This window comes from Noviherbaspirillum album (assembly GCF_035916955.1).
GTDB classification, from domain to species: domain Bacteria; phylum Pseudomonadota; class Gammaproteobacteria; order Burkholderiales; family Burkholderiaceae_D; genus Noviherbaspirillum; species Noviherbaspirillum album.
In genome coordinates, this window is the sequence record NZ_JAWIIV010000003.1 from 235,871 (window position 1) to 255,800 (window position 19,930).

At 62.2% G+C, this 19,930-nt stretch carries 20 protein-coding genes; 4 read left to right on the forward strand and 16 right to left on the reverse strand.

The annotated features are described in order from the left end of the window. The first annotated feature begins 72 nt into the window (after positions 1-72). Together ylqF and RY831_RS05980 are read left to right on the forward strand one after the other, a co-directional pair. Positions 73-990 (forward strand): ribosome biogenesis GTPase YlqF, encoded by a 918-nt coding sequence (gene ylqF / locus RY831_RS05975; RefSeq protein WP_326505405.1) that lies wholly within the window; start codon positions 73-75, stop codon positions 988-990. Then, the gene (locus RY831_RS05980) at positions 977-1,780 is read left to right on the forward strand and encodes an enoyl-CoA hydratase (protein ID WP_326505406.1); all 804 of its coding nucleotides are present in this window, start codon (positions 977-979) and stop codon (positions 1,778-1,780) included. The genes ylqF and RY831_RS05980 overlap by 14 nt, the downstream gene beginning before the upstream one ends. 162 nt (positions 1,781-1,942) lie before the next feature. On the opposite strand, the gene groL is transcribed toward RY831_RS05980, so the two are convergent. From groL to RY831_RS06000, 4 genes are all read right to left on the reverse strand, one after another. After that, positions 1,943-3,598 carry a chaperonin GroEL gene (gene groL / locus RY831_RS05985; protein ID WP_326505407.1) on the reverse strand — a complete coding sequence of 552 codons (1,656 nt, stop codon included), beginning with the start codon at positions 3,596-3,598 and terminating at the stop codon, positions 1,943-1,945. 50 nt (positions 3,599-3,648) lie between these two features. Further along, a complete protein-coding gene (groES, locus tag RY831_RS05990) occupies positions 3,649-3,939 on the reverse strand; it encodes a co-chaperone GroES (protein ID WP_151637024.1) in 291 nt (96 codons plus the stop codon). Positions 3,940-4,500: 561 nt separating this feature from the next. Continuing rightward, on the reverse strand, positions 4,501-4,920 hold the full coding sequence (locus tag RY831_RS05995; protein ID WP_326505408.1) for an organic hydroperoxide resistance protein: 420 nt from the start codon (positions 4,918-4,920) through the stop codon (positions 4,501-4,503). A gap of 193 nt (positions 4,921-5,113) precedes the next feature. Further along, positions 5,114-5,587 (reverse strand): MarR family winged helix-turn-helix transcriptional regulator, encoded by a 474-nt coding sequence (locus tag RY831_RS06000; protein WP_326505409.1) that lies wholly within the window; start codon positions 5,585-5,587, stop codon positions 5,114-5,116. Between the two features lie 57 nt (positions 5,588-5,644). Between RY831_RS06000 and dacB the strand changes: the two genes are divergently transcribed. Further along, positions 5,645-7,063: a D-alanyl-D-alanine carboxypeptidase/D-alanyl-D-alanine endopeptidase gene (gene dacB, locus RY831_RS06005; protein ID WP_326505410.1), complete on the forward strand. Its 1,419-nt coding sequence runs from the start codon at positions 5,645-5,647 to the stop codon at positions 7,061-7,063. A gap of 28 nt (positions 7,064-7,091) precedes the next feature. On the opposite strand, the gene RY831_RS06010 is transcribed toward dacB, so the two are convergent. The 4 genes from RY831_RS06010 to RY831_RS06025 all read right to left on the reverse strand — a co-directional run bounded on the left by RY831_RS06010 (position 7,092) and on the right by RY831_RS06025 (position 9,973). After that, a complete protein-coding gene (locus RY831_RS06010; RefSeq protein ID WP_326505411.1) occupies positions 7,092-7,592 on the reverse strand; it encodes a TPM domain-containing protein in 501 nt (166 codons plus the stop codon). Continuing rightward, complete coding sequence (locus tag RY831_RS06015; RefSeq protein WP_326505412.1) at positions 7,593-8,405, reverse strand: TPM domain-containing protein; 813 nt, start codon at positions 8,403-8,405, stop codon at positions 7,593-7,595. Positions 8,406-8,413: 8 nt separating this feature from the next. Continuing rightward, entirely contained in the window at positions 8,414-9,007 is a 594-nt protein-coding gene (locus tag RY831_RS06020; protein ID WP_326505413.1) for a LemA family protein, read from the reverse strand. 75 nt (positions 9,008-9,082) lie between these two features. Then, positions 9,083-9,973, reverse strand: coding sequence for a DMT family transporter (locus RY831_RS06025; RefSeq protein WP_326505414.1), 891 nt, complete (start codon positions 9,971-9,973; stop codon positions 9,083-9,085). A gap of 60 nt (positions 9,974-10,033) precedes the next feature. On the opposite strand from RY831_RS06025, the gene pyrF reads away from it, so the two are divergent. Then, positions 10,034-10,852, forward strand: a complete 819-nt coding sequence (gene pyrF / locus RY831_RS06030; protein ID WP_326505415.1) for an orotidine-5'-phosphate decarboxylase — start codon at positions 10,034-10,036, stop codon at positions 10,850-10,852. Positions 10,853-10,891: 39 nt separating this feature from the next. Here the strand turns inward: pyrF and RY831_RS06035 are convergent, their stop codons facing one another. The 8 genes from RY831_RS06035 to RY831_RS06070 all read right to left on the reverse strand — a co-directional run bounded on the left by RY831_RS06035 (position 10,892) and on the right by RY831_RS06070 (position 19,741). Then, a complete protein-coding gene (locus RY831_RS06035) occupies positions 10,892-11,776 on the reverse strand; it encodes an alpha/beta fold hydrolase (protein ID WP_437126225.1) in 885 nt (294 codons plus the stop codon). Then, positions 11,773-12,258 carry a CinA family protein gene (locus RY831_RS06040; protein ID WP_326505416.1) on the reverse strand — a complete coding sequence of 162 codons (486 nt, stop codon included), beginning with the start codon at positions 12,256-12,258 and terminating at the stop codon, positions 11,773-11,775. The genes RY831_RS06035 and RY831_RS06040 overlap by 4 nt, the downstream gene beginning before the upstream one ends. A 13-nt stretch (positions 12,259-12,271) precedes the next feature. Beyond that, a complete protein-coding gene (locus tag RY831_RS06045; RefSeq protein ID WP_326505417.1) occupies positions 12,272-15,964 on the reverse strand; it encodes a hydantoinase B/oxoprolinase family protein in 3,693 nt (1,230 codons plus the stop codon). A gap of 209 nt (positions 15,965-16,173) precedes the next feature. Then, positions 16,174-16,698: a phosphatidylglycerophosphatase A family protein gene (locus RY831_RS06050; protein ID WP_326505418.1), complete on the reverse strand. Its 525-nt coding sequence runs from the start codon at positions 16,696-16,698 to the stop codon at positions 16,174-16,176. Further along, complete coding sequence (thiL, locus tag RY831_RS06055; RefSeq protein WP_326505419.1) at positions 16,695-17,663, reverse strand: thiamine-phosphate kinase; 969 nt, start codon at positions 17,661-17,663, stop codon at positions 16,695-16,697. The genes RY831_RS06050 and thiL overlap by 4 nt, the downstream gene beginning before the upstream one ends. A 91-nt stretch (positions 17,664-17,754) precedes the next feature. Continuing rightward, a complete protein-coding gene (locus tag RY831_RS06060; RefSeq protein ID WP_326505420.1) occupies positions 17,755-18,927 on the reverse strand; it encodes an NAD(P)/FAD-dependent oxidoreductase in 1,173 nt (390 codons plus the stop codon). A 65-nt stretch (positions 18,928-18,992) separates the two neighbouring features. After that, a complete protein-coding gene (locus RY831_RS06065; RefSeq protein ID WP_326505421.1) occupies positions 18,993-19,157 on the reverse strand; it encodes a rubredoxin in 165 nt (54 codons plus the stop codon). A 98-nt stretch (positions 19,158-19,255) separates the two neighbouring features. Next, on the reverse strand, positions 19,256-19,741 hold the full coding sequence (locus RY831_RS06070; RefSeq protein WP_326505422.1) for a rubrerythrin family protein: 486 nt from the start codon (positions 19,739-19,741) through the stop codon (positions 19,256-19,258). Positions 19,742-19,930: the final 189 nt, after the last annotated feature.

Genomic DNA, 19,930 nt, shown 5'->3' on the forward strand with positions numbered 1-19,930 from the left:
TTCGAAAGGATTCAAAAGGCGGTAGCCGTGCAGCGGGTAAAATAGCGGCTTCCCTTCAAATCCGATTCCCGCATGTCCATACAATGGTTTCCCGGTCACATGAATGCCGCCCGCAAGAAAGCGGCGGAATCCATGGAAAAGACCGACCTCGTGATCGAGGTGCTGGATGCGCGCCTGCCGCAGGCCAGCTCCAACCCGATGATCGAGGAACTCCGCAAGCAGCGGCAGCGGCCCTGCCTCAAGCTGCTCAATAAAAGCGACCTGGCCGACCCGGCGGCGACCAAGGCCTGGATCGAATACTACAGCGCGCAGAAAGACGTCCATGCCGTGGCGCTCAGCTGCAAGAAGCCGGCCGACGTCGCCAAGGTGCCCGGCCTTGCGCTCAAGATCGCGCCGCATCGCGGCACCGCGCTCAAACCGCTGCGCATGATGATCATGGGTATTCCCAACGTCGGCAAGTCGACGCTGATGAATGCCCTGCTGAAGAAGCGGGTGGCCAAGGTCGGCGATGAACCGGCGGTGACCAAGGCGCAGCAGAGGCTGTATCTCGGCAATAACATGGTGCTGATCGATACGCCCGGCATGCTGTGGCCGAAGATCATGCATCCCTCCGACGGCCTCATGCTGGCCGCCAGCCATGCGGTCGGCACCAATGCCGTCATCGAGGAAGAGGTTGCAACCTTCCTTGCCGATCAGCTGCTGGTTCATTATCCGCAATTGCTGTCGGCACGCTACGGATTCTCCACGGAGGGCATCGACGGCGTGAGCGTCATCGAGGGCATCGCCAAACGCCGCGCATACCGCTTGAAAGGCGGCGATCTCGATTTCGAAAAGGCGGCGCACACGCTGCTGATCGATTACCGCAGCGGGGCGCTGGGCCGCATCAGCCTGGAGACGCCGCAGAGCCGCACGCACCTGCTGGCCACCTATAACCCGCCGCCTTCACTGGGCGAACGGCAGGCGCCGGATGTGGAGGATGATGATGACTGAAGCCAATGCGCCCCATGTGCTGCGGGAGCTGAGGGGCGGGGTGCTGACGCTGACGCTCAACCGCGCCGAGAAATTCAATCCCTTGTCGGAAGAGATGCTGGCTGCGCTGCAGACCGCGCTGGACCAGGCGGAAGCGGATGCCGGCGTGCGCGTCGTCGTGCTGGCGGCGGCGGGCAAGGCATTCTGCGCCGGGCACGACCTCAAGCAGATGCGCGCCTCGCCGTCGGAAGACTATTACAGGAAGCTGTTCAACCAGTGCTCGAAGCTGATGCTGACCATACAGCAGATGCCGCAGCCTGTGATCGCACGCGTCCAAGGACTTGCCACGGCGGCAGGCTGCCAGCTGGTGTCGATGTGCGACCTGGCCGTGGCATCGACCGATGCCATGTTCGCGGTTTCGGGTGTGAACTATGGCCTGTTCTGTTCGACGCCAGCCGTTGGGCTGAGCCGAAACATCCCGCGCAAGCAGGCAATGGAAATGCTGTTGACCGGCGAATTCATCGATGCCGAAACGGCACGCGAACGCGGCCTGGTGAACCGTGTCGCCACCCCGGATGAAATCGATGCCGAGATCGCAAAGCTGACTGCGAGCATCCTCGCCAAGCCCGCCGCGGCCATCGCGATAGGCAAGCAGCTGTTCTACAAGCAGCTGGAAACGGGTATCGGCGCGGCCTATCAGCTGGCCGGGCAGACCATGGCCTGCAACATGATGGATGAGGCGGCGCTCGAAGGCGTGCAGGCTTTCATCGAGAAGCGCGCGCCTGCCTGGAAGGCGCAAGGCGAAGAGTAGGGCAGTCAGGCGGCGCCGCCGCGCCTTCCGCCAAGCCGGGATGCCGGGATGCCGGGATAAATCCGGCGACAAATTAAATCCAACAACAAATGAAAAAGCCCGCAGGACTAGAATCCTGCGGGCTTTTTTTCAGCGAAGCGATGAAGCGCTTCGGACCGGCAATTACATCATGCCGTCCATGCCGCCCATACCGCCCATGCCACCCATGCCGCCCATGCCGCCGCCAGCAGCCGGCTTGTCCTCGACCAGCTCGGACACTGTGCAATCGGTGGTCAGCATCAGGCTGGCGATCGACGCTGCGTTCTGCAGGGCAGAGCGAGTCACCTTGGCCGGATCCAGCACGCCCATTTCGACCATGTCGCCGTAGGTGCCGTTGGCAGCGTTGTAGCCGAAGTTGCCTGTGCCTTCCATGACCTTGTTGACGACGACGGATGCTTCTTCACCGGCGTTGGTCACGATCATGCGCAGCGGCTCTTCCATGGCGCGCAGAACGATCTTGATGCCTGCGTCCTGGTCGGGGTTGTCGCCTTTCAGGTCCTTGATGTTGGCGCGAGCGCGCAGCAGGGCAACGCCGCCGCCAGGAACGATGCCTTCTTCAACGGCGGCACGGGTTGCGTGCAGCGCGTCTTCGACACGTGCCTTCTTCTCTTTCATTTCGACTTCGGTTGCAGCACCAACCTTGATCACTGCAACGCCGCCTGCCAGCTTGGCAACGCGCTCCTGCAGCTTCTCGCGGTCGTAGTCGGAAGTCGCTTCTTCGATCTGGACACGGATCTGCTTGACGCGTGCTTCGATCGAGGATGCCTGGCCGGCGCCGTCGATGAGGGTAGTGTTTTCCTTGCCGATTTCGACGCGCTTTGCCTGGCCGAGATCGTTCAGTGTTGCTTTTTCCAGGGTCAGGCCGACTTCTTCAGCGATGACCTGGCCGCCTGTCAGGATGGCGATGTCTTCCAGCATGGCCTTGCGGCGGTCGCCGAAGCCCGGAGCCTTGACTGCGCATGTCTTCAGGATGCCGCGGATGTTGTTGACAACCAGGGTTGCCAGCGCTTCGCCTTCGATGTCTTCAGCGATGATCAGCAGCGGACGGCCGGCTTTGGCCACTTGTTCCAGGATCGGCAGCAGGTCGCGGATGTTCGAGATTTTCTTGTCGAACAGCAGGACGAACGGATTCTCCAGAACGGCAACTTGCTTTTCCGGGTTGTTGATGAAGTACGGGGACAGGTAGCCGCGGTCGAACTGCATGCCTTCGACGATGTCGAGTTCGTCGTTCAGCGACTTGCCGTCTTCGACGGTGATCACGCCTTCCTTGCCGACTTTTTCCATCGCTTCAGCGATGCGGTCGCCGATGGATGCGTCGGAGTTGGCGGAAATGGCGCCGACCTGGGCGATTTCCTTGGATGTGGTGCAGGGACGGGCGACGGTCTTAAGCTGCTCGACAGTAGCAGTGACTGCCTTGTCGATGCCGCGCTTCAGATCCATCGGGTTCATGCCGGCGGCAACATACTTCATGCCTTCGCGGACGATAGCCTGAGCCAGAACGGTTGCGGTCGTTGTACCGTCACCGGCGTTGTCGGATGTCTTGGAAGCGACTTCCTTGACCATCTGCGCGCCCATGTTCATGAGCTTGTCTTTGAGTTCGATCTCTTTGGCGACCGAAACACCGTCCTTGGTGACGGTCGGGGCGCCGAAGGAGCGCTCCAGGACTACGTTGCGGCCTTTCGGGCCGAGGGTGACTTTAACGGCGTTGGCGAGAATGTTGACGCCTTCGACCATCTTGGCACGGGCGGCATCGCCGAAAACTACGTCTTTAGCTGCCATGTTCGATACTCCTTAATTTATTCGTTTGTAGGGTCTAGAAAGACTGGCAATTACTTCTGAACGACTGCCATGATGTCTTCTTCGCGCATCACCAGCAGTTCCTCGCCTTCGACCTTGACGGTCTGGCCGGAGTACTTGCCGAACAGCACGATGTCGCCGACTTTCACTTCCAGCGCGCGAACTTTGCCATCTTCGAGGATCTTGCCGTTGCCGACTGCGAGGATTTTGCCCTGATCCGGCTTCTCGGCGGCTGCATCCGGAAGAACGATGCCGGACGCAGTTTTGGTTTCCTGGTCGAGGCGCTTGACGATGACGCGATCGTGCAATGGACGAAGGTTCATACAAACTCCTTAAAATCAATAAGTTATAGTTTTTTGCGGCAATCTTGCTGCAAATCGTATTTGACCGTGCAGCGCCGCTACATGGAAAAATTCTGTTGGTCAGGAGGAATTGTTAGCACTCTCCCCTAACGAGTGCTAAGTATATGGGCGACATTTTGATTTTTCAAGAGTGCTTATTTGCTCATTGCATGATTGCCGGACAATAAGCGCAGCAATTGGAGGCGCAAAAAAGAAGAATTCCCGGAGTTTTGTGCCTGATTGTTCGCATGACCCTGCGAAAGCTTGGCAGGCCGCCTCACCGCAATGACAAGCTGTTATTCGGAATCTGGCTTGCCAGTCCGATTGGGCGCCATTCTAGCGGGCCTCCGGAGCGGAGGCCCGCAGATCCCATTCCCTTTGATTTACATCTAAAGAGCGGTGCTGCAAGTTGGTCTGCGCAGCCATTTGGGGGTAAACAAGACAGCGCCGTCATCTGAAACGAAAAAGCCCCCGTCTGTTACGACAGGGGCCAAAAATGGGTTGGGTGCTTGCAGCGCTGAAGTGGCTCAGGCGCTTAGCCTGTTAAGCCAGGCCGACCTTGACGTCAACGTTGCCGCGGGTCGCGTTCGAGTACGGGCAGACTTCATGCGCCTTATTGATCAAGGCCTGTGCGGCCGACTGTTCCATGCCCGGCAGGGATACGCGCAGGGAGACATCAAGGCCGAAGCCGCCGCGGTCGTTCGGGCCGATGCCGACATCGGCAGTGACGGAAGCGTCGGCAGGCAGTGTGGTCTTGGTAGCCATGGAAACGAATTTGAGCGCCGACAGGAAACAGGCGCTATAGCCTGCGGCAAACAGTTGTTCCGGATTGGTGCCGTCGCCGCCGGCGCCGCCCAGTTCCTTGGGTGTGCTGAGTTTGGCCTCAAGCTTGTTGTCACTGGTGACGGCGCGGCCGTCGCGGCCGCCGGTGGATGTGGCTTGTGCGGTGTACAGGATCTGCATGGACTTCTCCTCGTTAAGTTGGAAAGCAAGAAAGCAAGAATGCAACAACAGGAAGCGGGTCGGCTTCGGTTCGGGTGTCAGCGCTATAAATATAGCACTCAATTAAATTGCGTGCAATCTAATTTGCCTGGTTAAGGGAATATGCGGTTTTCCTCCCGTTGTGTCGTCGTGCCCGGAATTTGCCCTGTTTTTCCTACTCGTCGCCGGTTCTCGTCAGTTCCTCGCGCACCGATGAGAGCTGGCTTCGCAGGTTTTCCAGAGTTTGCAGCGTCTGGCCGCTGGCACACAGGATCTGGTGAGGAATCGACTGCGCCTTTTTCTTCAGGGCGCGGCCTTCTTTGGTAAGGGTGATGCGAACCTGCCGCTCATCCGTTTCATCCCGCGTACGCTCGATCAAGGCGGAAGCCTCCAGCCGCTTCAGCAAGGGTGTGAGCGTGCCCGAATCGAGAAATAGTTTTTCGCCAATGCTTTTTACCAAGACGTCATCTTGTTGCCACAGCACCAGCATCACAAGGTATTGGGGATAAGTAAGGCCGAGCTTGTCGAGAAAGGGCTTATAGGTCTTTGTCATTGCCAACGACGTGGAATACAGGGCGAAACAGAACTGGTTGTCCAGCGCCAGTGGATCGAGAGGCGGCGTGCGCGGCGTGTTGGCGGATTTCGACATGGTATGCGGGAGCGGCGTGGGATAATCGATTGCGTATGATTTATTCCTTGTCATCCTATGCCAATTCAACGAAGTCTCCAAGCCGCTTGTCTGTTATTTGCCTTTGCGTTCGCTGCGGCTGCTTTCGCGCAACAACTTCCAGTTACCGTTAGCGACGCGCTGCAACGCGCCGAGATTCCGGTGGAAGCCGCCGGCATCTACGTGCAGGAGGTCGGCAACCAGTCCCCCATGCTCGCGGTAAATCCATTGCAGCCATTCAATCCGGCCTCCACCATGAAGCTCGTGACCAGCAATGCGGCGCTGGAAATCCTCGGGCCGACATTTACCTGGAAGACCAGGGCGTTTGCCCTAGGCAAGCTGCGTGGCGACGTTCTCTACGGCGATCTGTACATCAAGGGCGGCGGCGATCCCAAGCTGATCCTGGAAAACTTCTGGCTTTTCCTGCGGCGCATCCGCTCGAAAGGCATCCGCGAAATCCGCGGCAACCTGATCCTGGACCGGAGCGTATTTGAAAACGCGCCTTACGATCCGGCGCAGTTCGACGGCGATCCATTGAAAACCTACAATGTCGGTCCCGATGCGCTGCTGCTCAATTACAAGGCACTGGGATTCCGCTTCACGCCGGATGCCGCCGGTCGTTCGGTGCAGGTGGCGAGCGATCCGCCGATGGCCGCTTTCCCGGTCATGCCGCCCCGGCTGACGGCGGGAGAGTGCATCGACTGGCGTGCCCGCACGCAGCCGGCGATCGATGCTTACGGCGCCCGTTTTGCCGGAAGCTATCCAGCGGCCTGCGGCGAGCGGACATGGTATGTGCATCCCTACCAGATGTCGCATACGCAGTATTTCGGCCTGGTGTTTCGCCGGCTATGGGCCGAGACCGGCGGCACGCTGAAGGGAGAGGTGCGCGATGGCGTGGTGCCCGACAACGCTGCTCCCGTGGCGGAATGGGACTCGGCGCCGCTGGCGGAAATCATCCGCGATATCAACAAGTACAGCAACAATGTCATGGCACGGCAGCTGCTGCTGACACTGGCGGCAGCGGTCACCAAGATACCGGCCAATACCGTGCACGGAGCGGCGGTGGTGCGCACCTGGATGTCGGGCAAGGGCATCGATGCGCCTGAAATGAGCATCGAGAACGGCTCCGGCCTGTCGCGCACCGAGCGCATCTCCGCCGTCAGCCTGGGTCGCATGCTGGCGGCCGCCTATGCCGCGCCGACCATGCCCGAATTCATCGCCTCGCTGCCGCTGGTGGCGTATGACGGCACCATGCGCTCGCGCCTGGTCAACCAGACCGTGGCCGGCAAGGCGCATATCAAGACGGGCACGCTTAATGAAGTGCGCAATGTCGCCGGCTATGTGCTGGCTGCTTCCGGCAAGCGCTATGTAGTGGTCTGCCTCGTCAATCACACCAATGCCGACCGTGCCTACGAGGCACAGGACGCGCTGCTGCAATGGGTGTACGAGAACGGCTGACCGTTCCCGGGGAATCCGGGCGGTCTCTTCAGAGCATGACGGGCCGGTTGGACAGCTGGTTATGCGTGGAGCCGTCATCCGGATAGAGCCGGCACAACATGCCGTTCAGCTCGCCGATGGCCGCAATGACGCTGGCATGATAGTCGCCCCGTGCGAAACCCTGCGTCATGGTCCTGCAGACCGCGCTCCATTCCTCGGCCGACACCAGCCTGCCGACGCCGCGGTCGGCAACGATTTCCACCTGGTGGTCGGCGAGATTGATATAGACCAGGACGCCGCAGTTCTCCTCCGTGTCCCAGACGCCATAGCGCGCAAACAGTTCGCGGGCGCGTTCGCGGGGCGTCATGCCGTTGAGTACCGCTTGCAGGTCGAGAGCGGGTTCGACCACCACGCGCACTTCGGCACGATGGCGGGTCTCGCCCTGGGCGATGGCTTCCTCGATGGCCCGCAAGGCGTCCGGCGGGAAGGCCCGCCGGCCGGCCGCCGAAGTCGTGCGCAAGTGACGAAAGATGCGAGAGAAAGTGCTCATTTACCAGTTCCCCGAGGCGCCGCCGCCATCTGCCGAACCGCCGCCGCCGGAAAACCCGCCGGAGCCGCCGAATCCACCGCCGAAGCCGCCACCATGGCCTCCGCCATAACCTCCGCCGAACCCTCCCAGGCCGCCGCCGAGGATGATGCCCGGTGCCGAACGTCCCCATCCGTCGCGATACCGCGCATGCCGGCGCGACGAAGACATGCGGGACATCAGGAGGAACATGATGACGAAAAAGATGAACATGCCGAGGGAAATGCCGTCGGTGGCCTGTTCTTCCATCTCGTCCCTGGCCGCCGGTGCGGGGAAGCTTTCCTTGTCGAGCAGGCTGGAGATGGCCGATACGCCGGCGGCCAGGCCACCATAGAAATCGTTCTGGCGGAAATGCGGCGCGATCACATCCTGCAGGATGCGTTTGGACTGGGCGTCGGTCAGCGAGCCTTGCACGCCGCGCCCGGCTTCGATGCGCAGGCGGCGCAGCGCAGGCGGATTGTCCTTGGCCACTAGCAGCAGCACGCCGTCGTCGACCCCCTTGCGACCGAGCTGCCATGCATCGAAAACACGGATGCCGTACTGCTCGATGGCTTCCGGCTCGGTCTTGTTGACGAGCAGGACCGCGATCTGGCTGCCGGTGCGGCTTTCGTAATCCTTCAGTACATTTTCCAGCGCGGCCTGCTGGGCCGGGTTCAGCATGCCCGCCTGATCCGTGACGCGGCTTTGAAGCTGGGGCACGGCAATCAGGTCTTGTGCCTGCGCCGGCAGCAGCGCAAGCATCAGCAGCAGGGCGGCGAGCGATCGAAGAAGCGACATGGCTGCGCTTACTTGCCGAAGTTGACTGCCGGCGCGTTCGAGATCGCCTTCTCGTTTTCGACCGTGAACGAGGGCTTCACTTCATAGTTGAAAACCATCGCCGTCAGGTTGGTGGGGAAGCTGCGAGCCAGCACGTTGTAGTCGCGGACGGACTGTATATACCGCTGGCGGGCGACGGTGATCCGGTTCTCGGTGCCTTCCAGCTGCGATTGGAGATCGCGGAAGCTGGTATCGGCCTTGAGCTGCGGGTAGTTTTCGGACACGGCCATCAGGCGCGACAGGGCCGACGACAATTCGCCCTGGACCTGCTGGAACTTGCTAAAGGCTTCCGGATTGTTCAGGACCTCGGGCGTGATCTGGAAGCTGGTCGCGGAAGCACGGGCGCGGGTCACGGCTTCCAGCGTTTCGCGTTCGTGCGAGGCATAGCCCTTGACGGTATTGACCAGGTTGGGAATGAGGTCGGCACGGCGCTGATACTGGTTCACCACCTCGCCCCAGGCCGCCTTGACCTGTTCATCCTTGTCCTGGAACTGGTTGTAGCCGCAGGCGCTCAGCAGCGACGCCAGCCAGATGGTGACAGCCATTCGTATCCATGTCTTCATCGTATTGTCCTTGTAGTGTCTTTATAGTGTGTTCTTGGTGATCTTTGAGTACGGCGGCGCAGTCAGAGTTGCCAATTAATTATGGACGGCAGGACGTGGTTTCAATAGCACGGTGCTCATTGCCGCCAGAATCAGCGCCATTGCCGCGTAATCCTGCCAGTGCGGCTGCTCGTCAAGCCACCATGCGCCAGAAAACACGCCCAGCACGGGAATCAACATGACCGACAGGCTCGAGGCCACCGGCGGGAGCTTGCGTGCCAGTCCGAACCAGACCACATGTGCAAAGCCGAAAATGATCAAAGCGTTATAGACGATGGCGGCCCAGGCGGCCGGGGCGGGATTGTGCCAGGCATTGCTTTCCAGTACGGTGCAGGCAAGCGCCATCGCGGACGTGGTCAGCGCGAGCATCCAGAAGGTCAGGGCGATGGTCGGCATGTTGATGCGTGAACGCTTCATGGTTACCGTGCCGTAACCCCATCCGGCGGCGGCAATCAGCGCAAAGACACTGCCGAGCGGATTGCCAGAGAGCGCGGCGAATTCGCTGGACAGCAGAAGCAGGGCACCGGCCAGCGCGCAGCCGATGCCGATCCAGGCGCGGCGGCCCGGATGCTCGCCGAAAAACAGCAGGCCGCACAGGACAGCCCATACCGGCATCGTGTAGCCGAGGATCGCGGCGCGGCCGGAGGCCAGCATCTTGACGCCGAGAATCATGAACATGTGCCAGATCAGCATATTGGGTACCGCCAGCCGGATGATCTCGCCGGCCCGGCCGCGCGGAATCGCCAGCGACGCTCCCTGCGCCCGGGCGGCCAGCCATAGGATCGGCAAGGCGCCGAGCATGCTCAAGGCGCGGAACGTCAGAGGAGGGAAGTCGCGCACGCCGATCTTCATGATCGGCCAGTTGATGCCCCAGCACAGGGTCAGCAGAATAAGAAGGATCCAGTCCTTGCGCGAAAGCGATGTCATGCCGAAACGATAGCACGGCAAGTTACAATGTGTTTTGTTTGAAATTGATCCTTCATCGCCGTGACTTTCCTTGAAAAACTATCCGCCGCATGGACGGCGAACCAGTCCCTGCTCTGCGTCGGCCTCGATCCCGACGTCAGCAAGTTTCCCGAACCGGTCAGGCAGCAGCCCGACGCCATCTTCGCCTTCTGCAAGGCGATCGTCGACGCCACCGCCGACCTGGCATGCTCGTTCAAGCCGCAGATTGCCTACTTCGCCGCCCTGCGCGCCGAAGACCAGCTCGAGGCGCTTTGCCGCTACATCCGCACCACCTATCCGCAGATTCCGGTCGTGCTCGACGCCAAGCGCGGCGACATCGGCGCCACCGCCGAGCAGTACGCAAGGGAAGCCTTCGAGCGCTACGGCGCGGACGCGGTCACCGTCAATCCCTACATGGGTTTCGATTCCGTGGCGCCCTACCTGGAATGGAAGGACCGCGGCGTGATCATCCTGTGCCGCACGTCCAACCCCGGCGGTTCGGACCTGCAGTTCCTGTCCGCCGGCGGCATGCCGGTTTACCAGCATGTGGCGCGCCTCGTGGCGGAGAAGTGGAACACCAGCGGGCAGTGCGGCCTCGTGGTCGGCGCCACGTTCCCGGATGAACTGGCCCAGGTGCGCGGCATCGTCGGCGACATGCCGCTGCTGGTGCCGGGCATCGGCGCGCAGGGCGGCGACATCCAGGCCACCGTCAAGGCCGGCCGCACCGCGTCAGGCGGCGGGATGATGATCAATTCCTCGCGCGCCATCCTCTACGCGAAGCCGGAAGGCGCGGAAGATTTCAAAGCTGCGGCGCGCCGGGTCGCGCTTGAAACCCGGGACGCCATCAACCACTACCGGTAACGGTCCCGCGCGCATGCGCGGTCCTTGCGGATTTGGGCTTCAGTCGCCTGAGAAAAACGCCTGCATCTCCTGCAGCAGCAGTTCCGGCACCTGGTCCGGTATGAAATGACCCGCCGGCAAGGCCTTGCCGGTGACCGGCAGCGCGCATTTCGCCTGCCAGTCTTCCATCGGCTTGAACAGCTTGCCGACCACGCCGTGCTCGCCCCAGACCACATGTGTCGGGCAGGACAGCTTCGTGGCGTCATGATCGCGGTCGTGCTCGAGATCGATGGTCGCGGCCGCGCGGTAATCCTCGCAGGCGGCATGGATGGCTTCCGGCGTGCAGAAGCAGCGCTCGTACTCGGCCATTGCCGCCGGGTCGATGTAGCTGGCGCCGCCCGAGCCCCAGCCGCCCAGCGTGTAATGGAGGAAGAACGAAGCGTTGTTGCCGATCAGCGTCTCCGGCAGGGGATGCGGCTGAATCAGCATGAACCAGTGGTAATACAGCGTGGCGAAGCGCATGTCGGTTGCTTCGTACATGGTGCGCGTCGGCGAAATGTCGATCACCATCAGCTTCTTCACCGCATCCGGATGGTCCAGTGCGAGCCGGTGGGCGACGCGGCCGCCGCGGTCGTGTCCGCACAGGTCGAAGCGATCATGGCCGAGCCCGGCCATCAGCTCGGCCATGTCCAGGGCCATGTTCCGCTTCGAGTAATTGGCGTGATGCCTGTCGCCGGGTGGCTTGGATGAGTCGCCGTAACCCCGCAGATCCGGCATCACCAGCGTGAAGCGCTCGGCAAGCGCGTCGGCCACCCGGTGCCAGATCACGTGCGTCTGCGGAAAGCCGTGCAGCAGCAGCAGCGGCGGACCGTTGCCGCCGTGGCGGAAATGAATATCGACGCCATTGACTTCGCGCCGGTCGCTTGGGAAATGTTCAAGCATCATGCGTCCTCCAGGAAATGTAGCAAGCCTTGCAGCGCATGGGCGACGGCCTGTTCCCGCACCGCCTGCCGATCACCCGGAAAGACCAGCCGCTCGGTGACGCCGCGATGCCTGTCCGCCCAGCCGAAGCAGACGGTGCCGACCGGCTTGCCGGGGACCGCGCCGCCGGGGCCGGCAATGCCGGTGGTCGAGAGCGCGATGCCGCCATGGCCAGCGGCCAGCGCGCCCCTGGCCATGGCGTCTGCGACTTCCTCGCTGACCGCGCCGAACTCGGCAATGAGCGGGCCGGGCACCTTCAGCAGGTCGGTTTTCGACGTATTGGAATAAGTAACGAAGCCGCGGTCGAACCATGCCGACGAGCCGGCGATTTCCGTGACGGCCTGCGCAACGCCACCGCCGGTGCATGATTCCGCCGTCGCAAGCAATAAGCCCTTTTCCTGCAGCACGCGCCCGACGCGCGCCGCCAGGTCGATGATGTCGCTCATGTCTCGTCCCTTTTCAACTTAGGCTGACTTTACCATTGTGTCCGTCGGCAGGCTTGAGCTGCCGCGCATCTTCGGCGCCGGGTGCTGTTTTAAAACCTCCGCCGCCCGGTGTTTCGATCACGAACACGTCGCCGGCCTGCATGTCGGTGCTGGCGACGAACTCGAGTTCGTCAACGTGGCCGTCGCTTCGCAACACCGTGTTGCGCCCGCACCGGCCGGGAGCGCCGCCGGCCATGCCGAAGGGCGGCACGATCCGGTTGTTGGACAGGATCGTTGCCCGCATCGGTTCGAGGAAGCGAATCCTGCGCACGCCGCCGTTGCCGCCATGCCAGCGCCCCGCGCCGCCGGAGCCATGACGTATCTCGTAGCTTTCCAGCCGTACAGGGAATCGCCATTCCAGCACTTCCGGATCGGTCAGCCGGGAATTGGTCATGTGAGTCTGGACGACGTCCGTGCCATCGAAGCCGTCGCCCGCCCCCGAGCCGCCGGAAATGGTTTCGTAGTACTGGTGCCTGTCATTGCCGAAGGTGAAATTGTTCATCGTGCCCGGTGCCGAAGCCATGACGCCGAGCGCGCCGTACAAGGCATTCGTCACGCAGCTCGAGGTTTCCACATTGCCCGACACGACGGCTGCCGGATAACGCGGATTGAGCATCGAGCCTTCGGGGATGATGACTTTCAGCGGTTTCAGGCAGCCCGCATTGAGCGGAATATCGTCATCGACCAGCGTGCGGAATACGTACAGCACCGCCGCCATGCAGATCGCGCTCGGCGCATTGAAATTGTTGTCCAGCTGCGGCGACGTGCCGGTGAAATCGATCTCGGCGTTGCGCTGCGCCTGGTCCACGCGTATCGCCACCCGGATGATCGCGCCGTTGTCGAGGCGGTAGTCAAAGCTGCCATCCTTCAATGCGCCGACCACGCGGCGCACGGCTTCCTCCGCATTGTCCTGCACGTGGCGCATGTAAGCCTGCACCACATCCAGGCTGAAGCGATCGACCATGTCCAGCAATTCATCGACACCCTTCTGATTGGCGGCAACCTGCGCCTGCAGGTCCGCGAGATTCTGCTGGATGTTGCGTGCCGGGTAGGCGCCGGAAGAGAGCAGGGCAATGGTTTCCCGTTCCAGGAAGCGGCCCTGGCGCACGAGCCTGAAGTTATTGATCAGCACGCCTTCCTGTTCCACCACGCTGCTGTCGGCAGGCATGGAGCCCGGCGTCATGCCGCCGATGTCGGCATGGTGGCCGCGCGACCCGACATAGAACAGCACGGTCTTTCCTGCGCGGTCGAACACCGGCGTGACGACGGTGATGTCGGGCAGGTGAGTGCCGCCATGGTAGGGGTCATTGAGCATGAACACGTCGCCTGGCTGCATGCCGCCGGCATTCTCGCGCATGATCGTCTTGATGCTTTCGCCCATCGATCCGAGATGCACCGGGATATGCGGCGCGTTGGCAATCAGGTTGCCGCCGGCATCGAACAGCGCGCAGGAAAAATCCAGTCTTTCCTTGATGTTGACGGAGAACGCGGTGTTCTGCAGCCGGACGCCCATCTGTTCGGCAATGCTCATGAACAGGTTGTTGAATACCTCGAGCATCACCGGGTCGGCGCCGGTGCCGATCGCCTTGCGCTGCGGGCGCGTGGCGACGCGCGTCATGACAAGGTGATCGAGCGGCGTGACTTCGGCGCGCCAGCCTGGTTCGATGATATTGGTGGCATTCGTCTCGGCGATGATGGTCGGTCCATCGATGGCATCGCCGGGGCGCAGGTCGGCGCGGCGGTAGAGGCCGCATTCATGCCATCGTCCTTCGGAGAAAATGCGCACGGTCTGCGCCGGCTGTGCAGGCCCGGGTCCGCGCGCTCCCGTCTGCAGCTGCGCTCCCGAAGCGCGTTCACCCGAGGCGCCGATGGCTTCCACCGAGACAGCCTCAATGATCAGCTCCCTTCCCGTCATCAAAAAGGCATAGCGCCGCCGGTAGGCAGTTTCGAAGTGCTCGACCATTTCCGAGACGCTGCCGGAAGGTACGACGATGGCGGAGTCGGTGCCCGCGTATCGCAGGTGCGCGCGCCTGGCCACTTCAATACATGCCGCATCCACCCCTTGCGCCCGCAGTTCGCCGCTCGCGGTTTCCGCCAGCGCCTGCAGCGCCTGCTCCACTTCCGGCATGGCCGCCGGCGCCAGCGTCAGTTCAAGTGCCTGTTCACGCATCGCTGTCTGGTCGGCCAGCCCCATGCCGTAGGCCGACAGCACGCCGGCCAGCGGATGGGCGAATATACTGGTCATGCCGAGGGCGTCGGCCACCCTGCAGGCATGCTGGCCTCCGGCGCCGCCGAAGGTGGCCAGCGTGTAGCCGGTGACGTCATGGCCGCGCTGCACGGAAATGGTCTTGATGGCATTGGCCATGTTGGCCACGGCAATATCGATGAAGCCTTCGGCTACCTGTTCTGGCGTGCGCCGTTCTCCGGTGTCGGCGTGGATGCGATCGGCCAGCCCGGCGAATTTGCGCCGCACGATGTCCTGATCCAGCGGCTGGTCGGCATCGGGCCCGAACACGGAAGGGAAGTGGACCGGCTGCAGCTTGCCCAGCATGACATTGCAATCGGTGACGGTGAGTTCGCCGCCGCGCCGGTAGCAGGCCGGGCCGGGATTGGCACCGGCGCTGTCTGGGCCGACGCGATAGCGCGCTCCGTCGAAATGCAGCAGCGAGCCGCCGCCTGCCGCGACCGTGTGAATGCTCATCATCGGCGCACGCATGCGCACGCCGGCGACCTGGGTGTCGAAACGGCGTTCGAACTCGCCTGCGTAATGCGACACATCGGTCGAGGTGCCGCCCATGTCGAAGCCGATTATCCTGTCGAAACCCGCGGCTTCCGCGGTGCGCACCATGCCGACGATGCCGCCGGCCGGCCCGGAAAGAATGGAATCCTTGCCCTGGAAGCGACGGGCGTCGGCGAGGCCGCCGCTGCTCTGCATGAACAGCAGGCGCACGCCCGGCATGCGTTGCGCGACCTGGTCGACGTAGCGGCGCAGGATGGGTGACAGATAGGCATCGACCACCGTCGTGTCGCCGCGCGGCACCAGCTTCATCAACGGACTCACTTCATGCGACAGCGAAACCTGCGGGAAGCCGATCTCCCGTGCGATCCGGCCTATCGTCCGCTCATGTTCGGGATAGCGGTAGGCGTGCATCAGGACCACCGCGATGGAACGGATGCCGCGCGCATGCAGCGCCTGCAATTCGCGCCGCACTTCCAGTTCGTCGAGAGGCAGCACGATGTCGCCGTGCGCGCCCATGCGCTCGCTCACTTCGACCGCGCTTTCATACAGCAGCTCGGGCAGCACGATATGCCGATCGAACAGCCTGGGTCGGTTCTGGTAGGCGATGCGCAGCGCATCGCGGAAGCCGCGCGTGATCAATAGCGCGGTCGGTTCGCCCTTGCGTTCCAGCAGCGCATTGGTGGCCACGGTGGTACCCATCTTGACTGCGTCGATGGATTGCGCGGGAATGTCCTCGTCCGTCTTCAGGCCCAGCAATGCGCGTATTCCCGCCACCGCTGCATCCTGATAATGCTCAGGATTCTCCGACAACAGTTTATGGGTGAGCAGTACGCCGTCGGGACGGCGCGCGACGATATCGGTGAACGTGCCACCGCGGTCTATCCAGAATTGCCATCCTTGGCCTGCCTGCAATTGCTTTTGCTCCATGTGCGCCTACCTGACGTGCTGACGTGCTGACTTGATGTGATTTTTCTCAAGGAACCGACCGACCAGTTATCGCAGAATAGCAGTGAACAGGCGTTGCATTGATTGAGCGATCAAGGCAACACGTGTTTGAGCAGCGGTGTGCAGATTCGAGCTTTCGCGGCCTTCGGGCCGCGATTTTTTTTGCGCGGCCGGCACGGCATGCCCGCAGCTTACAAATTCTCCCAGATCGCAAACAGCAGCAGGGTGTAGAAGGCCGCCAGGATATCGTCGGCCATGACACCGAAACCGCCCTTGAGGCGCTTCTCCACCTGGCGGATCGGCATCGGCTTGATCATGTCGATTGCCCTGAACCAGAAGAAAGCCCACAACTGCGTCTTGAAGTCCGCCGGCATCACGAACACCAGCACCACCCAGAAGGCAATGATTTCATCCCAGACCAGGCTGCCGTGATCTTCGATGCCGAGATCGGTGGACGTCTTGCGGCATGCCCAGATGCCGAGCAGGAAGCCGGCAATGATGATCATGCTCCACGCGAACGGCGTGAACACGTCCGGCCAGCGGGATGTCAGCACGTTGAAGCTGAGCCACGACAGCAGCGTGCCGACGGTGCCCGGCATGACGGGCGACAGGCCGCTGCCAAATCCCTGCGCGATCAGGTGGGCGGGATGCGACAGCATGAAGCGGGCGTTCGGCTTGGGCACATAGGCGTTCTGCCCGGATTCAATTGTCGTCATGGCGAGGCGAAGTGGTCGAAGGAGGTAAGTTGCATTGGCAGCGGCATCCCATCGGCATCCTTGAGACGCAAGCCGGGCAGGGCTTCGATGCTGCCCACCCGTGTCACCGGCGTCGAGCTCAGGCTGCCTGCCGCCAGCACCTCATCGCGCCGGTTTGCGGGCGCGGTAAAGCACAATTCGTAATCGTCGCCGCCGGCCAGCGTGAAGCGGCGACGCAGATCGGCCGCCTGCGCGGCCAGCACGGTGCCGGGGGGCAAGCGGTCGACATCGAGGCTGGCGCCTACGCCGGAGCGATGCAGAATATGGCCGAGATCGCCGACCAGCCCGTCGGAAATATCGATCGCGGCGCGCGCGATGCCTCGCAGCGCCACGCCGAGTTCAACCCGCGGCGTCGGCGCATGCATGCGCGGCGCGGCGCCGGCAAGCATGTCCTTGTCCAGCGGCAGTTCATTCCGGTATCCGGCCAGCGCCAGGCGCGCATCGCCCAGCGTGCCTGAAATCCAGATATCGTCGCCGGCCTGCGCGGCATCGCGCCGAAGGGACTGCGCGGGCGGTACCTGGCCAAAAATGGTGATGCAGATATTGAGCGGCCCCTTTGTCGTGTCGCCGCCGATCAGTTCGCAGCCGTGCCGGTCTGCAAGGTTCAGCAGGCCTTTCGAGAAGGGTTCCAGCCATTCCGGCCTGGCTGCGGGCAGGGACAGTGCCAATGTGAAGCCGACCGGCGCGGCGCCCATGGCCGCCAGATCCGACAGGTTGACGGCAAGGCATTTATGACCGAGCTGAAATGGGTCGGCATTGGGAAAGAAATGCCGACCCTCAACCAGCATGTCGGAGGAGATGGCCAGCTGGCTGCCGCGCGGCGGGGTCAGCAGCGCGCAATCGTCGCCAATTCCAAGAGTGACAGGACCGGGGCGCCGGGTGGGGCGCGTGAAGTAGCGGGCAATAAGATCGAATTCGGACAGCATGCCCCGATTGTACCGAATTAACGCCGGCCGCCGGCCGCATGCTGCCGCAAGGGAGCGAGGGACCATGCTCCCTGGTTTCGCGGCTGCCCTTTTACGCGACCTGCCTGATCCTGCTGCCAAGTTCGGCCAGCAAGGCCTGCCGTATGCCTGCTTCCTGCGGCGCCACGCCGAAGGCGGTCATGACGCCGTCGGCATCGTGATAGCGGCAGATGGTGCGCCCCTCATGCAGCAACTCCTGCCAGGCGCCATTTTTTCCCGCCGCCGGCACGGGCAGCAAGGCCATCGGGTAGGAAGGTGTCTTGACGATGACAGGCGCCGGCTTCAGCTCGATTGCCGCGGGTGTGCCGGCGAGCGTTCTGGCAACTGCCCGTGCCGCCGACATCAGCGGCGCGATATACGGCATCACTTCGCCGCCGCCCGATCCGGCGCCGTATTCGGCGCAGTCGCCGAGCGCAAAGATATCCTGTGCGCTTGTCATTCCATAGTCGTCGACCAGAATGCCGCGACCGGTCTGCAGGCCCGCCGCGTGCGCCAGCCGCAAGTCGGGCCGCAGTCCGATCGCGGACAGAACGGCATCGGCCTGCAGCTGCCGGCCGTCGGACAGGGTTACCGCATACGCGTTTGCGTCCCGGTCCACGCTGCGCACCGTGGTGCCCAGCCGCAGATCGACGCCTCGCTTCTCCAGCGCCTCCTTCAATCCGGCCGACAATGCCGGCGCGGCAAGCGCGGCCAGGGGCAGGGGGTTGGGATCGATCAGCGTGATCCGGTGGCCGCCCGCAAGGTCATCCGCGAATTCGCAGCCGATGAGGCCGGCGCCCATGATCGCGATGCGCGAACCCGGTTCGCCGATGGCACGGCGAAAGTTCGCATAGTCATCGACATGATTGACCGATATCACCTCTTCCGCGGCATCGCCGTCGAGCGACGGCCGGACCGCGCGTGCGCCGACCGCAAGGACCAGCTTTTCATAACCGAATTTTCCGGCGCCGGCCTCCACGGTCTTGGCCGCGGGATCGATGGCAATGACGCGGGTGCCGGTAATGATGGTTGCGCCAAGCTGGCCGGCCATCTGCGCCGCCGTGAAGGAGGTCAGCTGCGAAGCCTGCTTGCCCTGGGCAAAAGCGTTCGACAGCATCGGCTTCGAATAGAAGCCGCCATCGTCGGCGGTAAGGATGAACAGCGGAGTCGTTTTGTCCAGTTTTCTGAATTCCCGGGCGACGGTGTAGCCAGCAAGCCCGCTGCCGATGATGATGATCGGTTTCATGTTTTCCTTGTCACGCAAGCCGGGCCGGAGCCCGGTGGAGCCCACGGCGGCTCAGAGGTTAAAGGTCAGAGGGCGACCATCTCGAAATCGGCCTTGGCGACGCCGCAGTCCGGGCATTCCCAGTCGGCGGGCACATCTTCCCAGCGGGTACCCGGCGCAATGCCGTCGTCCGGCAAGCCTGCCGCTTCGTCGTAAATGAATCCGCAAATAATGCACTGATATGTTTTCATGGCGATGCTCCCTGTTCGTATGGTTAATGGTTGTTTGATGGCGGGCCGATGGCGCAATGGCGAGACGGATCGCTGAATCGACTGCCGCCCGGACTGTGCTAGGCGGACTGTTCGCCGGCGGAAGCCAGCGCCTTGCGATAATTGTTGGCATGGCGCTCTTCGACCTTCGCTAGGGCGGCAAAGCGCTTGGCAGCCATCTCGAGCGTGCGTCGGAAGGCCTCGGCATGCTCCTTCGATTCCGCGATCTGCTCGTCGAATTCGGCAACCGCGGCAGCATTGCCTTCCTCGACCGCGAGATGACGGAATTTCGGATACATCTCGGTGTATTCGTAGGTTTCGCCTTCGATCGCGATTTCCAGCGATTTGGCCGGAGTCAGCTTGGACTTCGGATAGAGCAGGTCGAGATGGCCGAAGGCATGCATGACTTCCTGGTCGGCCGTGTCCTCGAAAATCTTCGCAACGTCCGCGGCACCGGCTTCTCGCGCCAGCTTGGCGAAGTAGCGGTACTTGATATGCGCCATTGCTTCGCCGGCGAAGGCGGCTTCAAGGTTCTGGATGGTGACGGAATCGGGTTGTGCTGCCATGGTCTGCTCCCAGTGTTGAATTATTTGCCGAATCAATCGGTATGGGTGCCATGATAGCCATGCACTTGGTATTGTAAAAATTGATTATCAATATCGATTCAATAGGCTTTCTTGGTTTGTTCGTGATTCCCATAGTAAAGGTCAATCGAACTAGGACAAATACGTATGATTCGCAGCAAGGTCGTCTGA

Coding starts and splice junctions, on each gene's coding strand:
- ylqF (WP_326505405.1), top strand. CDS start 73: ATGTCCATACAATGGTTTCCCGGTCACATGAATGCCGCCCGCAAGAAA.
- RY831_RS05980 (WP_326505406.1), top strand. CDS start 977: ATGATGATGACTGAAGCCAATGCGCCCCATGTGCTGCGGGAGCTGAGG.
- groL (WP_326505407.1), bottom strand. CDS start 3,598: ATGGCAGCTAAAGACGTAGTTTTCGGCGATGCCGCCCGTGCCAAGATG.
- groES (WP_151637024.1), bottom strand. CDS start 3,939: ATGAACCTTCGTCCATTGCACGATCGCGTCATCGTCAAGCGCCTCGAC.
- RY831_RS05995 (WP_326505408.1), bottom strand. CDS start 4,920: ATGCAGATCCTGTACACCGCACAAGCCACATCCACCGGCGGCCGCGAC.
- RY831_RS06000 (WP_326505409.1), bottom strand. CDS start 5,587: ATGTCGAAATCCGCCAACACGCCGCGCACGCCGCCTCTCGATCCACTG.
- dacB (WP_326505410.1), top strand. CDS start 5,645: ATGCCAATTCAACGAAGTCTCCAAGCCGCTTGTCTGTTATTTGCCTTT.
- RY831_RS06010 (WP_326505411.1), bottom strand. CDS start 7,592: ATGAGCACTTTCTCTCGCATCTTTCGTCACTTGCGCACGACTTCGGCG.
- RY831_RS06015 (WP_326505412.1), bottom strand. CDS start 8,405: ATGTCGCTTCTTCGATCGCTCGCCGCCCTGCTGCTGATGCTTGCGCTG.
- RY831_RS06020 (WP_326505413.1), bottom strand. CDS start 9,007: ATGAAGACATGGATACGAATGGCTGTCACCATCTGGCTGGCGTCGCTG.
- RY831_RS06025 (WP_326505414.1), bottom strand. CDS start 9,973: ATGACATCGCTTTCGCGCAAGGACTGGATCCTTCTTATTCTGCTGACC.
- RY831_RS06035 (WP_437126225.1), bottom strand. CDS start 11,776: ATGATGCTTGAACATTTCCCAAGCGACCGGCGCGAAGTCAATGGCGTC.
- RY831_RS06040 (WP_326505416.1), bottom strand. CDS start 12,258: ATGAGCGACATCATCGACCTGGCGGCGCGCGTCGGGCGCGTGCTGCAG.
- RY831_RS06045 (WP_326505417.1), bottom strand. CDS start 15,964: ATGGAGCAAAAGCAATTGCAGGCAGGCCAAGGATGGCAATTCTGGATA.
- RY831_RS06050 (WP_326505418.1), bottom strand. CDS start 16,698: ATGACGACAATTGAATCCGGGCAGAACGCCTATGTGCCCAAGCCGAAC.
- thiL (WP_326505419.1), bottom strand. CDS start 17,663: ATGCTGTCCGAATTCGATCTTATTGCCCGCTACTTCACGCGCCCCACC.
- RY831_RS06060 (WP_326505420.1), bottom strand. CDS start 18,927: ATGAAACCGATCATCATCATCGGCAGCGGGCTTGCTGGCTACACCGTC.
- RY831_RS06065 (WP_326505421.1), bottom strand. CDS start 19,157: ATGAAAACATATCAGTGCATTATTTGCGGATTCATTTACGACGAAGCG.
- RY831_RS06070 (WP_326505422.1), bottom strand. CDS start 19,741: ATGGCAGCACAACCCGATTCCGTCACCATCCAGAACCTTGAAGCCGCC.